Source organism: Microcoleus sp. CAWBG27, assembly GCF_020883145.1.
Classification (GTDB): Bacteria; Cyanobacteriota; Cyanobacteriia; order Cyanobacteriales; family Microcoleaceae; genus Microcoleus.
In genome coordinates this window covers 19876-33700 of sequence record NZ_JAHREU010000077.1, presented here as the reverse complement: position 1 = coordinate 33700, position 13825 = coordinate 19876, and the positions used below count along the sequence as shown (strand labels likewise).

Below are 13825 nucleotides of genomic sequence, written 5' to 3'. Positions count from 1 at the left end.
TGAAGATTTGAGTGAGTTACTTTTTGATTTATCTAGTTCAGATAAACCTGTTAAATGCCTCGCATGATGTCAGTCAATAGCCTTCATAGCCTTGATTTAACCTCTCGACAATTAATCCACCCTGCTTCTTAAGGGGTATTTAGGGGGATCGAGATATGTGCAACAACCCATTAAATTGGTATGACAGCATTAATCAGTTGACAGCATTAATCAGTTGACAGTTGACAGCTTGAGGGTGGACTTCTACCTGGAAGGAAGAGGATTGGAGTAATGAATCGTCTGATTTTAATTTCTCCATAAAAGGGTTCCGGCTTTAAACCAATTCTTTCTGGTAAAACTCGCTCTCCCAGCGCAGACAACCTACTTGTCAAACAAAGCTAAATCAGCTTTCAGAAAATCTACAAACTGCCGCGCAGTCCTTCCAGAGCGCCCGTTGCGGCGAGTTGCCCATTCCTTAGCGCGGTGTTCCAAATCCTCAACAGCGAGTTTGATGCCAGCAAGTTCGGCCAGATGTCGGACAATTGTTAAATAAGTGTTTTGATCCGCAGGTTCAAAAGTTAAAGTCAAGCCAAAGCGATCGCTAAATGAGAGTTTTTCCTGCACGGTATCCCAAGCGTGAACTTCATCACCGTCGCGGGGGCGAGGCCTGTCATCAAAAAACTCTCGAATTAAATGCCTGCGATTAGATGTGGCGTAAACAACTACATTTTGAGGCCGGGCGGTGACATTTCCTTCTAAAACAACTTTCAAGGATTTAAAAGCATCATCATCTTCCTCAAATGAAAGGTCGTCTACAAAAATAATAAACTTTTGAGGAACTCCCCGCAACTTCTCCACAATTAGCGCTAAATCTTGCAAATCCGATTTAGATACTTCAATCAAGCGCAAATTGCGAGATCCAAATTCATTTAACAGCGACTTCACCAACGAAGACTTACCCGAGCCGCGACTTCCGTACAACAAGACGTGCAAAGCCGGATAACCAGCCAGCAAAAACTCTGTATTTTTCACCAGAGCATCCCGCTGCCAATCGCAGCAAACCAACTCTTTCAAATTTATGCGATCGGGATGTGGAATACTCGCTAACTGCCCGGATTTCCACCCAAAAGCACGATACTCTGCAAACAAACCCGTGCCAAACTGTCGGTAATATTTTGCCAAAGATTCCGCAGCGCTAGACCATTTTTCTAGTTTTCCGTGCAGTGGCTTTTCGGCGTTTTCTGGTACATTTTCGCAATGCCAAATGGGAGGCACTGAGTCAAGTTGACCCGCTACTCGCACCCACTTACTCAACTGCTCGCTGGTGCAGTCATAAATATTTTGCAGCACTTGTAAATCATGTCTGGCTGCTTCCACTAAAGCGGGCGGCAAACTCGCAAAATCTGTTTGCTGAGCTAGGTGAGAAAAGGGATTTTCGTCTTTGAGAATTTGCAAAATCAGGGAATTTTTCCAGCTCAAATTTTGAGCAGCTTGAATTTTGAACCAGTTACCGTAAGCTACCTGACACTCTAGACCGCTGAGTTCGCTGTGGTGGAGAGCTTGCAGCAAGTCGAGAAAAGCTTGACCTGCGGGGGTTTCGAGAACTGATTGATATAGCAACAGGGATGCTGCTTGGCGTTGGAGGTAACGGATTTGGGCGATCGCCTGAGAAGTTAGGGCTGACATAATGCCAATTGTATAACAGTTAGATATCTGGACTGGGTTTAATAAATTTTCTAACAATTTGTGACCGCAATCGCAGCTATCGCTGTATAAATTGAGATGCAAAGAGTGAAAATAGGGGAATTAAAAATGAATTTAGGTACAGCAGCGGCGATCGGCTACGGCGTTTTGACATTAATTGGCGGCATCATGGGTTACATCAAAGCCAAAAGCCAAGCCTCGCTCATTTCCGGCCTCGTTAGCGGTTCGCTGCTAATTTTTGCCGGCACCGCACAACTCATGGGACAAACTTGGGGTTTAACATTAGCAGCAGCAATTTCCGCTGTTTTAGTAGTAGTTTTTATTGTACGGCTGGTCAAAACTCGCAAGTTTATGCCCGCTGGGATGCTGATTTTGGCTAGTTTGGCGTCTTTGGGTGCGATCGTTTACGAACTCAGCGGTCAAGCGATGTTAGGTTTTTGATTTGATATTTTTGATTTTAGAGGTGAGATTTTAGATTAACTCCCAGGTTTTACTGGGAGTTAATCTAAAATCAACAGAAACCTAATTTTTTCACCAATGACCAATGCCCCATTCCCCATCCCTCCGCTTCGCCCCATGCCCCATGCCCCATGACTAATGACTAATGACTGATTCAATATACTGCTCGACTTCCCTGAGTTGCTGCCGCTGGTATTCAATCCAATTCTTTTCCGCCGCGCGCTGTTGGGCTGTCTCTAGCTGGTACCGCGCCTGCTTCTCTAAAAAATTATTGTAGAACATAATCGCTTTTTCAACTGTTTGAATTCCCAGTTTCATGCGCTCCTCAAAAACTGCTAAAATTAAATCATCCAGGATTGAGCTAATCACTTTACAAGACTCTTCAAAATCGCTCAAGCTGATTCCCATTTTACTTTTATGAACCAGAGTTTCAACAGGATCTCTCAGGGTTTCTTTAAAAGTCTTCATATAAGACTCCGGTAAATATCTCAGAGGTTCCGTAAACTTCGATACAATCTCGCCGCCTATTGATTGCAGTCGCTCTCTAAATTTCGATTGACTCTTGAAGTCGAAGCATTCTATACAATATTCAACTTTTTCTATATCAATAGATTGTAATTCTTTAAAGATAGAATTGAGTTCATTCTCCACAATTAAAATTACTCGCTCGCCTTGATAGTCTACTTCATTTCGCAATTCTTTGTACAAATTATCTTTGTCATAAAAACCGATAGAATCTTTTTTAAACACTTGCTGGTTTTGATCCCACAAAAACCACTTATTTTTTAACTTGGTAGCTTTGTCGCTCCACGATTTGCGAACTTTAACAACAGCATCATATTTGCCTTTTTTTCCCAAACTGCGAATTCTCACGTCGCATCCGCTTAGTTCGCCAATTTGCTCCCAGACATCAACAGCAGATGCTTTAGCAATTCTCGGCTTGCTATTCCAGACATCCTCAGCCTGAGATACATCTTTGAAACATACATGAGCTAACGCCTTGAGTCTGAGGGCTGATTGCTTGATTTCCTGAATACAAGGTTCCACGTCTAGACTGAGGTGGGTAGCTGACTGTTTAATCTCCACGGATTGATATTCATCTGCGAGCAATCGATCGCTAAACTGGGTAATAGCCTGGAATACCTTGAGATACTCATTCATTTCGTTTCATCCCTCCTTTCCCTAAATAGCATACAATACAGAACATCTCCCTTTTGGAATGCAAACTGAGTCAGACCATTTTAGATTTTAGATTTTAGATTTTAGAATTGGGAATGGGAATGACTGATGACTATCAGGGTTTGGAGCGCGGGCCTACAGTTGCATTCTTGTTTTAAACTGGTGTCACAACATGGATTATGTATTCACCCCTGCAACTCAGGCTAGACTCAATACTGGCAACCTCGTACAGCCTGCCACCACAACTGGAAAATTGCTCCCCGCAGCTAGAGATCCGGTGACAGGGGAGTTTGTGGAGATTGCCAAAATATTTTATCAATCAACAACTACAACTCTATGCGATCGCGGAGTTCTAGGATTGCTCTCACAGTTAGGCGGAGGCGGGCCCGTACAGCCGCTGATAGCTCCCGTGTACGTGACAGTCGCGCCGTTGCAGCTTGCTCAAAGTCACCAGGGTTTTCAGAAAATATACAGAATGCTTAACTGTCTCAAAATTAATTTGGCAGTGATGCAAGCGACTGCTGCCGTCATTGGTATTGGGGCTGTATCGAGTACAGTTTTGTCAGCAGTAAACCTCGAACAAGTATTAAAAATCAGAGATGAGGCAAAACACCAGAAGCTGAAAATTAAAGACGGGTTTATCGATCTCAGGCATATCCTCAAAGATAAGGGAGTAGAGGTAATTCAGCAAATTTTTAAGGTGGCTCATGACTCTAATTTTCAAAGGCACCGCCAGCAACTGGTTAACGGTTACGATATTTTTTCTAAAGCTATTAAACGCTGCCAGTCAGCCCTGACAGTGCCGGATCTCAAGCTGCGGAATTCGGAGATTAATAACGGGCGAGATATGCTGTTTGAGGCTTTAAAAATTTACGATCGTCCCGGTTTGTTGGAGGGGCTGTGTTCTGCAGGAAAGCTCCGGCAAATGGAATGTGTTTGGGCGATCGAGCTGGCGCTGGGCATCACGTTTCAATTGCAGCGGGCTTACGATCTAGTGAGCGATCGCCTGCTCAAACTTCAATCAAAAATTCGTCACGATCTTCTCACTGTTGTGAAAGGATGTCAATCGGAATCTGAACTAGATTTTTTATTTCCAGAAGTTACCAGGATTCTCGGTCACGATCTAAGTGTAATAGAATTTTGGCAAAACGAGGTAGATTGGATGCAAACTTTGTCTCCCAAAGAGCAGCACCAGTTAGCTAGTTTAGATAAACTTAGCGGCGACCATCATATAAAAAGCAGCATCCACACGACATTCGCGGTATTAACTGCGGAACCTTCACTTTATCAAAGTTTAAAGCAAAAGTCTCACTTTCTATCCTTGCGCGACCAGCTAGCCTTTGCCCTGAAGCCGGAACTGCGCCGGGGATACGAATTTTATGTGTGCCAGCAGGCGATCGCAACTGGCTATCCAGCTTTAGCTGTCTCGAACTGGCAAGAAATATCCGATTTAACTGTGGCTAACCTCTACTACTTTTTCCAAAGTCGAGAGGATTCAAGTGAAATTTATCCGACTGAGGACACAATAGAAACGCCTGCTTGGCACTTTCCCAAATCCTTAGAAAAAGAGTTACATTACTGCAATTAATTGAAAGCGCTGGTCAAGGTACGTAGTTGCGATCTTTGCGCTCTTTATAATATTAGCCAAGAGCGCTGAAGCGCAACTACGTACCTAATTTGTCTGACGACAATAAAACCGCTCTGCTTAGTCGATATTGTAGGGTGCGTCAGCGAGTAGCCTAATTTTCAGGTGAGGAACCAGAATTGGCTGACGCACCCTACTACAAATCAGACTATAAACCGCAGATGTCAAACAGATGCAACCGACGATGCAACGCAGATAATTTCAGGGTGTTTTCCGATTTTTGCAATTCAAGTCTATTATCTCAGCCACAACTTAATAGTATTGTCTTTAGAGCCGCTAGCAATAGTTTTGCCATCGGGACTAAAAGTCACTACATAAACCTCATCGGTATGTCCCGTCAAAGTATTCAGCAATTCTCCGGTATCAAAGTCCCAAATTTTAATGGTTTTATCCTTGCTTCCGCTGGCGATAAATTTCCCGTCCGGGCTGATAGCAACCGAAACAATATCGTCAGAATGTCCCTTAATCGAACGAAGTAAATCTCCACTTTCGAGATTCCAGATTTTAATGCTTTCATCGTAGGAGCCACTAACAATTGTCTTGCCATCCGGGCTAACTACCACAGACCTCACCGCGTCGCCGTGTCCTTCAATAGTTTTGAGCAACCTCCCTGTTGCTACATCGACAATTGTGATTTTTTTATCCTTAGAAGCGCTAATTAAATTTTTGCCATCGGGAGTGAAAGCAACAGAATAAACAAAATCTGTATGATCTGGTAAATTCTGGAGCAAATTGCCAGTTGTGGCATCCGAAATTTTGGTGGTTTTGTCTCCGCTGGCGCTAGCAACAAGCTGTCCGTCGGGGCTGATAGCGACTGACCAAACAGAGGCACTGTGATCGAGACTGCGAGTAGCTTGACCTGTTTTCAAATCCCACAACATGACTCTCCAAAAACCTGTTCCTGTGGCTAGTTTCGTACCTTTTGCATCGAAAGCAACCGACCAAACGGTGGATGAATCTCCTGGGAAAGTGCGGATCGATTTGCCTGTGGCTAAATCCCAAATTTGGATGGTTTTGTCTTTGGAACCGCTGGCTAACATTAAGCCGTCTGGACTAAAAGCAACAGATCCAACTGCATCTGAATGCTGGGCGAAGTTTTTGACTTTGGCGTTTTTCCATTGGAGACCTGCTTGGCACTTTTGTTGTAAGTTTTGGGCGGAGGTATAGGTGCTGGAAGTTTTGGCAATTGTTGGGATTTGGCTGATGCAGCCTTCATAATTGCTTTCTTGATAAAAAGCTTCGATTTGATTGAATTGTTGGGTTTCTTGCTGCACTTGCTGCTGTCTTTCTTGCCATTTGAGGTATCCGTAAATTCCGCCGATCGCAGTTAAGAGGGCTGCAATCGTTGCTGCGGCGATATAAGGATTGATTTTGCGAGGTTCTTTGGGGACAATTGCTGAGGCGCTGGTGCTGTCTGGGGCGATGGATAAACTCCCTTTTCCGTTCAAATTTACCTCTGGGGATGCCGCCGGAGTTGCCTGCACTCCCAGTGGCAGAGTGCTGCTGGCTGGGGGCACAATGGCGTTGGGGTTGCGGTGTCCTTCCAACACGATCGCGATCGCCTTGTACAATTTACCGAATAAAGATTTAGGAACGACTAATTCTTCGATTCTGGCGGCATCTTCGTCGGTAAGCCCTAAAACTTGCTGCAACCGTTTTAATTCCTCGCGAGTGTTGGCAGAAAAAGGATATTCTTGCTGCATGGTTTCTTGCAGCGATTGTTCGTAGCGTTCGCCTTTTTGCCTGTATTTGCGGTAAGGGTTCAATACCTCATCTTCGATCGCCTCTGCTTCTTCTGGTTGCAATTCCAAACTGACGCGCAATTCTTCTAATATTCTCCGCCCGACGACTGTAATGTCACCGCGACTGCTGCTGCGCCGATCGACTTCTTCGCGATAGATTGTGAGTTTGGGTACCCGCGTGCGCGATCGATCGCCAATTTTCCGCAAATCGGCTAAAGCCTCCGCCGCCGACTGGTAGCGCTCCCGAAAATCGTAGCGCACCATATTGTCCAAAACATCGGCCAGCGCTTGGGAGCTGGAGGTTAAATGGCGCCAAACAATTTCGCCTCGATTAGAATTTTTCAAATCCCGCAGTTTCGGCAAATCGTAAGCCGGCAAACCCGTCATAGCTTGGATGCCAATCATTCCCAAGGCGTAGATATCGCTGTTGAGTTGGGGGTTGTATTGAAATTGCTCGATCGGCATATATTCCAGCGTCCCAATCCGCACAGTTACCGGTGCTTGTCTTTGAGCGATGTGAATTTCTTTCACCGAGCCAAAGTCAATCAAAACTAACTTGTTGTCTGCATAGCGACGGATTAAATTTGCTGGTTTAATATCTCGATGAATTACTCCCTGTCCGTGTACAAACACTAAAATTTCTAATAGTTCCTTCAGCAAAGGAATAATTTTTTCTTCGGGAACCGGCTTTCCCGGTACAATCTCTGTGGATAGCGAGTGACCGGCAATAAAGGATTCTACTAAGAAAAATTCTTCATTTTCTTCAAAATAAGCGAATAGCTGAGGGATTTGGTCGTGTTGACCGAGCTTTTCTAGAACTTCTGCTTCTTTTTGGAAAAGACGGCGCGTAGTATTAATTAATTTGGGTTCGCTGGTACCGGGACGCAGGTGCTTGACAAAGCACTGCGGTTCACCGGGGCGACGAGTATCTTTGGCCAGATAGGTTTGTCCAAATTCTCCTGTTTCTATGACTTCAATGACTTGATAGCGTCCATCTAAAAGTTGGCTCACCATGATAATAACGCAGCCTTTTTTTGGTTGATTTTCGCAAGAAACAGTTTCACAGCAGGCAGTTTTTAGTTGTAACTAGGTCAGTCGATTTGAGATTTAAATTGCTATTTTGTGGCGGGTTCGATGCCCACCAGAGAAGCATTTAACTGTATTTCTCTACAACGATTTGCCGAATTCTCAATTGACTGATATAGCGATTGTCAATCAAGGGAGGTACTCGCCAGCCAATCACTCATTACCCATCACCCATCACTCACGATCGATCGCATATTACCCATTACCAGAAAGAATTGGTTGAAAGCCCCAAGCCCGGGAGAAATTAAAATCAGACTATTCATTACTCAAATACTCGGACTTGTAGGTAGAGGTTGCTCTCCAACTGTCAACTGTCAACTGTCAACTGTCAACTGTTGAACAATCCGTACCTCACTCACCTGACGATGGGTGCATCTGTGCGATCGCATTTGTAGTGGGATCTTAAGAACTCGCGTACTATACATAGCACGCGAGAGGGGACAGCACTGTATAAAAATGCTTTTTGCAAAAATGAGATGTTCCCTCTGACAATTGCCATACTTTATTTTTTCAACATCTGCAAAGCTTGATATCCCAAAAAGAAAAAACCCAAAGCACCGAGTATCGCTATGGTATTCGCAAACACATCCACTGAAACAAATTCGCCCATTGCAAGATCCTCTGACAACTGATATCTATCCTCGGCTTTTCGGTCTCAGACTGGGTGAGGGGTCTTGCCCCTTGCTGCGGTAGAGCCGAAAGATGCTCACAAATTATAGCAAAGGAGATGCTGAAAATAACTTTTTGGGCGATCGACTAGCTTTTTGTTTTAATATTTTTTAATATTTAAGGACACAAATCGTGCAGCTAAATTTTGAGGTAAGTTCGCTTTGATATTGTTAACCCTGGTAATTTTTTCTCTCATAGTCAGTAGAGCTTACACCAAGAATTTGCGCCAATCGGTCAAAAATGCGCCTCGCACCAACAGCAGTGCGGCTCAGCAGTTATTTCCGTCGGCGGGTGACTTCCCCAAAGTTTCGGTGATCGTACCAGCATACAACGAAGCCGAGAATATTCAGGATTGCGCGATCGCCATTTTGGAGAGTACAGCCCTGTCTGCTGACAAGCTAGAGGTTTTGATTGTAGACGATCGATCGACAGACGACACGAAGGCGATCGCCCAAACTCTGCAACAACAGATCGACGACCCCCGCCTCAAAATATTAGCAGGTGAGGCGCGACCGGAAAACCAATATTGGGCGGGCAAAAACTGGGCCTGCGCCCAAGCTGTTGGGGAAGCAACCGGAGAATTCCTATTATTTATCGATGCCGACGTGCGGCTGAAACCGGGGGCGATTGAAACCGCTATCGCCACAGCCGAAACCGAGAAAATAGACCTGCTAACCTGTATGCCAGCGCTGGTTTGTGGGTGTTTTTCCGAGTGGTTGGTGCAGCCTTTAATGTTCAATAACCTAGCTGTTTGCTTCGATTTTACAGCCGTTAATGATGCTGCAAAAACAGACAGTGCCTTTGCGGGCGGCCCATTTATGCTGTTTAGGCGATCGGCTTACGAAAAAATCGGCGGACACGAAGCAGTTGCCGGCGAAATTGTCGAAGATGTGGAATTAGCTAGACGCATCAAGCGTGCGAGTTTAAAGCTCGGACTTTATTCCGGGTCAAATTTGGCATCCGTGCGGATGTATCGGTCTTGGAGCGCATTGTGGGAAGGCTGGACAAAGAATCTGTATCTCGGCGCTAACCGCAGTTGGGGGAGCATGATTTATATTGCCGCAATTATGTTGTTTCTTTATCCGATGCCGTGGTTGGCATTAGCTATTTTGCTGGCTAACGGCAAAATTGCCAACATAATTAGCAATGGCCAATTAGCAATTAGCAATTACCATTTGCCGGTTGCGTTGTTAACTATCTGTTTATCTGCGATCGTAATTGGGTACCATTACACCTTGCGCCGTTTGGGTGCCGAAATTTCTGACTGTCCGACGAAATACTGGTGGTTGGGAGGTTTGGGAGGGACGTTAATTGCGGCAATTGCGATCGGTTCTGCGATCAAAACCGAAACAGGTTGGGGATGGACTTGGCGCGGGAGAGCTTTGCAAATTAACAATAATTAATCCCGATTTTGCATTCACAAAAATTAGTAGTAGGGTGCGTCAGCTTTTAATACGGTTGACTTTTCGTCAGACAAATTAGGTACGTTGTTGCGCTTCAGCGCTCTTTATGATATTCGGAAAGAGGGCTGAAGCCCAACAACGTACCTCATCTTTCTGAGTTAGTAGTAGGGTGCGTCAGGTTTGAGATATTCAATTAGCATAAAAAGTCTCATACTGACGCACGATTTATTCTGGGTAAGGTAGAATGGAAGTAATATGAAGCTTAAAACAAGCTTTATTTTAAGTCTACGATTAAATGAAAAATATAAGGAGGGCAAGTCAATGATTAAGTTTGACATAGGCCACTACACCGATTTTAAATTGCCCAACAACTCCGATATTCCGGAGCAATTACAGCAAACACTTCGCAGGGTTTGGGACAGAAAATATGACGATTTATACGAAAGAGGCGGAAACAGCGATGTAGAAGAAGCTTTTGTAGAAGTAATGACGGCCTTTGGAATGCCGCATGATAAAGTATCCCATCAGCGATATGTCTATATGGCTTATGCAATAGCATTAGCAGCTCAACCAACCATTAAACATTACTTTCCTGAAGAACACAACGCTGATATCGTTCAAGCAATTGTATCTTGTTGGCTAAAGGATGGCGGTGAAATTCCAGAAACTTGGGCAGATACCTTGTTTCCTCATATCGACAAAATTGGAAGATATCAAGCTGCTGATGAAGCTTATAATATCTTCTATGGCTTGCTCCAAACACTCAATACCAAGACAGCTTATAATGCCATCTTGGATATTTTGTATGATGCCATTACTGGCGATGCCATTTCTGGTTTTGCTGCGGCCCAACGAGATATGTTTAATTGGTGGTTGATCGAGGTGGTTCCTGCTACCTATTGTTTAAAGCTGCCATCTACTTTATATTCGGGAAAATGGGAATTTCCGCCCGTGAGTCAGTGTGCGTAATTGCGATGAGGCAATCAATAGTATTCTGTTTTTACCTTTCCGAATAGTAGTAGGGTGCGTCAGGTTGGACATTTTCAATCAGCACAAAAAGTCTGATACTGACGCACCATTTATTCGAGGAGTGCGTCAGTATGAGATTGTTGGTTTGTTGCGAAAATAATGATAGCTGACGCACCCTACATATAGTCGTCAGTCATATAAATTAGGTACGTAGTTGCGCTTCAGCGCTCTTTATGATATTCGGAAAGAGGGCCCAAGCCCAACAACGTACCTTATGCTTCTGCGTAGACAAAAGCAGGTACTCGCTTGTAAGCAGGCGTTCCGGATCGCTTTTCAATCTCCGGGTGAAAAATTACGTTGACTTCAGGATAAAACATCAAAGCAGCACCCTCACGAACCGCCCCGTAAATCACCTCAACATTTTCCATTTTCCCCACATTTCCCTGCACAGTAACCCGCTGATGTTCTTTCATGCCAGCGCTTTCTGCATCGGCGCGATTCATCAAAATGCAGTTGCGGTGCGGCATTCCCCGGTACTTGTCATCAATTTTGTAAACCACAGTATTGTGCTGAGAATAACTGCGTCCAGTCATTAATGCCACAACTAAACCCCGCACCGATTCCGATGCACCAAAATCTTTGATTTCCGGTAATTTTAGCACTGGTAAAGGCGTGACAAACATCTTGGCTTTGCCGGAATCTGTGGGAAATTTGGGTTCGGTAAAAATTCGCCCGCTGATGGTGAATTCTTCGTTGGTTTCATCAATTGTTGCCATTTTCTCAAAGCCGGGAATTGTTTTAGCAATCAATTGCCGAACGTATTTAGTATCTTGAAGCTGGCGCCAGTCTACCGGATAAGTACCGTGAATTCTAGCAGCTAATTCTGTCAAAAAATGCACTTCGGGAATCAAATCAGCATCTTTGAGATGAGTTTCGCCTTCATCATTGAAACGCACAAAATTATTACCGGATTCCACGGTTGTTTTGTAGGGATTTTCAAAGCGATTCAGCACCGGCAGCACAATTGTATTGTGATGAGCCAATCCGCTAAAATGTCCCAAATTTGGTTTGGTGGCGAGGTAAATAATGGTTTCAATCTTGCCTAAAGCGCGTTTGGCTTCAGTTGAATCTGGATTTGCCCCGTACAAGTTGCCGCCCAAACAGATTAGCGTATCGACTTTGCCTGCATCTGCTGCTTCAATGAGCGATCGAGTTTCGTAACCCTTAACACCGCTCAGGGGACGCCCCAATAACTGTTCGAGAGTATGTTGAATTTCTTTTCTCAGCTTCACAGTCACGCCCATAGAGCCAAATCCTTGGACGTTTGAGTGTCCTCTCACCGGCATTAATCCCGCCCCTTCTTTGCCGAGATTTCCCGTCATCAAAGCAGTGTTGGCAATGCTGAACACATTATCTACGCCATTTTTTTGTTGAGTAATTCCCATCGCCCAACCGAAGACAACACGCTGAGAATTGCCGATTATTTTAGCTGCGGCCTCAATTTCTGCTTGGGAAACTCCGCAAGTTGTAGTAATAGTTTCCCACTCGGTTTCGCGGGCGTGCTGCACTGCTGCTTCCCAGCCTTCTGTGTGGGCTTGCAAGTATGTTTCGTCGAGCAATCCTTGTTCGATTACCGATTTTTGAATCCCTACAAATAGCGCTGTATCGCTGCCGGGAATTGGTTGCAAGTAAAGCGAAGAAATCTCGGAACCGGGGATGAGCGACTTGACTGGAAATGCCGGAGAACCAAACTTGACTAACCCGATTTCCATCACCGGATTGATGACAATTATTTTACCGCCTTTGTCGCGAATTTTAATCAACTCGTTCATGAAGCGGGGATGGTTGTAGGCAGAATTCGCGCCCGCGAGTACGACGCAATCTGCTTGCTTTAAGTTTTCTAGACTCACTACCGAGGTGCGGGTGGCAAACATTTCGTTTAACCCGGTGGTCGAGGGAGCGTGGCAAAGATCGGAACAATCTGCTAAGTTGTTAGAACCGATCGCCCTCATCATCAATTGCAACAAAAAAGCCGCCTCGTTGGAAGAGCGACCGGAACTGTAAGATGCCACTCGTTCGGGGGTTTTGCGAAATGCAGCCTCGGCAATTTCATAGACTTCTTGCCACGAAATGCGATCGTAATGAGACGAACCAGCCCGCAAAATCATCGGAAAACTCAACCTTCCCAGTCTATCTGCTTCCCTGGAAGTTAATTGTTGGAGTTCTGCAATACTGTGCTGTTGAAAATAGTTAGTGGAGATAGCAGGTTTAATTTCAGCCGAGATTGCTTCAACACTTTTCATGCAGCGCTGAAGTTTTTCGCCATCTTCATTAGTAAAGCCTCCTTTCTGCCCGCCAGTGCCCCAAGAACAAGATAAACAAGCACTTTTGTGCAGCAAAGTTTGCCAAAGTTTCGGGCCTTCGGGCGATAAAGTCTGCTTTGCCCAATATTCAATTATTGGTAAACCGCCGCCCATGTCTGGGGTTTCGTCATTTTTCTCGCTAAATGGGGGAACGGGTTGGATATTTTGGGAGTTGGTGTCCATAGGGTTTATTTTTTGTTTGAATTGCGGGTTGATGTACAGTTAAGTTTATTACTATAATTTACCGCAAACTTACAGCACAAAAAATTAGTCAATAGATAGATTTCTTAAAGGTACGTTGTTGCGCTTGAGCGCTCTTTGCTATAAATAGTTGTGCAGAATTAATTATACGGGATTTCGCTAGATAGATTTCTTAAAGGTACGTTGTTGCGCTTGAGCGCTCTTTGCTATAAGTAGTTGTGCAGAATTAATTGTACGGGATTTCGCTAGATAGATTTCTTAAAGGTACGTTGTTGCGCTTCAGCGCTCTTTGCTATAAATAGTTGTGCAGAATTAATTGTACGGGATTTCGCTAGATAGATTTCTTAAAGGTACGTTGTTGCGCTTCAGCGCTCTTTGCTATAAATAGTTGTGCAGAATTAATTGTACGGGATTTCGCTAGATAGA

Annotated in this window: 8 protein-coding genes; 4 read left to right on the top strand and 4 right to left on the bottom strand. The window is 44.5% G+C overall.

The window, feature by feature from the left end; genetic code table 11:
• Positions 1-360: 360 nt before the first annotated feature.
• A complete protein-coding gene (locus QZ938_RS28535; protein ID WP_293353783.1) occupies positions 361-1665 on the bottom strand; it encodes an ATP-binding protein in 1305 nt (434 codons plus the stop codon).
• Positions 1666-1791: 126 nt separating this feature from the next.
• Between QZ938_RS28535 and QZ938_RS28530 the strand changes: the two genes are divergently transcribed.
• Positions 1792-2124, top strand: a complete 333-nt coding sequence (locus tag QZ938_RS28530) for a TMEM14 family protein (RefSeq protein ID WP_293353781.1) — start codon at positions 1792-1794, stop codon at positions 2122-2124.
• A gap of 153 nt (positions 2125-2277) precedes the next feature.
• Here QZ938_RS28530 and QZ938_RS28525 read toward each other — a convergent pair whose 3' ends face one another.
• Entirely contained in the window at positions 2278-3303 is a 1026-nt protein-coding gene (locus QZ938_RS28525; protein WP_293155003.1) for a hypothetical protein, read from the bottom strand.
• Positions 3304-3493: 190 nt separating this feature from the next.
• Here QZ938_RS28525 and QZ938_RS28520 point away from each other — a divergent pair, with 190 nt between their 5' ends.
• Positions 3494-4909, top strand: a complete 1416-nt coding sequence (locus tag QZ938_RS28520) for a hypothetical protein (protein ID WP_293353779.1) — start codon at positions 3494-3496, stop codon at positions 4907-4909.
• 293 nt (positions 4910-5202) lie between these two features.
• Here QZ938_RS28520 and QZ938_RS28515 read toward each other — a convergent pair whose 3' ends face one another.
• On the bottom strand, positions 5203-7722 hold the full coding sequence (locus QZ938_RS28515; RefSeq protein ID WP_293353777.1) for a serine/threonine-protein kinase: 2520 nt from the start codon (positions 7720-7722) through the stop codon (positions 5203-5205).
• A gap of 902 nt (positions 7723-8624) precedes the next feature.
• Here QZ938_RS28515 and QZ938_RS28510 point away from each other — a divergent pair.
• Both QZ938_RS28510 and QZ938_RS28505 read left to right on the top strand, forming a co-directional pair.
• Positions 8625-9866, top strand: coding sequence for a glycosyltransferase family 2 protein (locus QZ938_RS28510; RefSeq protein ID WP_293155012.1), 1242 nt, complete (start codon positions 8625-8627; stop codon positions 9864-9866).
• Between the two features lie 255 nt (positions 9867-10121).
• Complete coding sequence (locus QZ938_RS28505) at positions 10122-10835, top strand: hypothetical protein (protein WP_293353775.1); 714 nt, start codon at positions 10122-10124, stop codon at positions 10833-10835.
• A 272-nt stretch (positions 10836-11107) separates the two neighbouring features.
• Here QZ938_RS28505 and QZ938_RS28500 read toward each other — a convergent pair whose 3' ends face one another.
• Positions 11108-13381: an FdhF/YdeP family oxidoreductase gene (locus QZ938_RS28500; protein WP_293353773.1), complete on the bottom strand. Its 2274-nt coding sequence runs from the start codon at positions 13379-13381 to the stop codon at positions 11108-11110.
• Positions 13382-13825: the final 444 nt, after the last annotated feature.

What these genes read in the sequence shown, in the direction of transcription:
- QZ938_RS28535 (WP_293353783.1), bottom strand. Translation starts at nt 1,665, where the DNA reads ATGTCAGCCCTAACTTCTCAGGCGATCGCCCAAATCCGTTACCTCCAA.
- QZ938_RS28530 (WP_293353781.1), top strand. Translation starts at nt 1,792, where the DNA reads ATGAATTTAGGTACAGCAGCGGCGATCGGCTACGGCGTTTTGACATTA.
- QZ938_RS28525 (WP_293155003.1), bottom strand. Translation starts at nt 3,303, where the DNA reads ATGAATGAGTATCTCAAGGTATTCCAGGCTATTACCCAGTTTAGCGAT.
- QZ938_RS28520 (WP_293353779.1), top strand. Translation starts at nt 3,494, where the DNA reads ATGGATTATGTATTCACCCCTGCAACTCAGGCTAGACTCAATACTGGC.
- QZ938_RS28515 (WP_293353777.1), bottom strand. Translation starts at nt 7,722, where the DNA reads ATGGTGAGCCAACTTTTAGATGGACGCTATCAAGTCATTGAAGTCATA.
- QZ938_RS28505 (WP_293353775.1), top strand. Translation starts at nt 10,122, where the DNA reads ATGAAGCTTAAAACAAGCTTTATTTTAAGTCTACGATTAAATGAAAAA.
- QZ938_RS28500 (WP_293353773.1), bottom strand. Translation starts at nt 13,381, where the DNA reads ATGGACACCAACTCCCAAAATATCCAACCCGTTCCCCCATTTAGCGAG.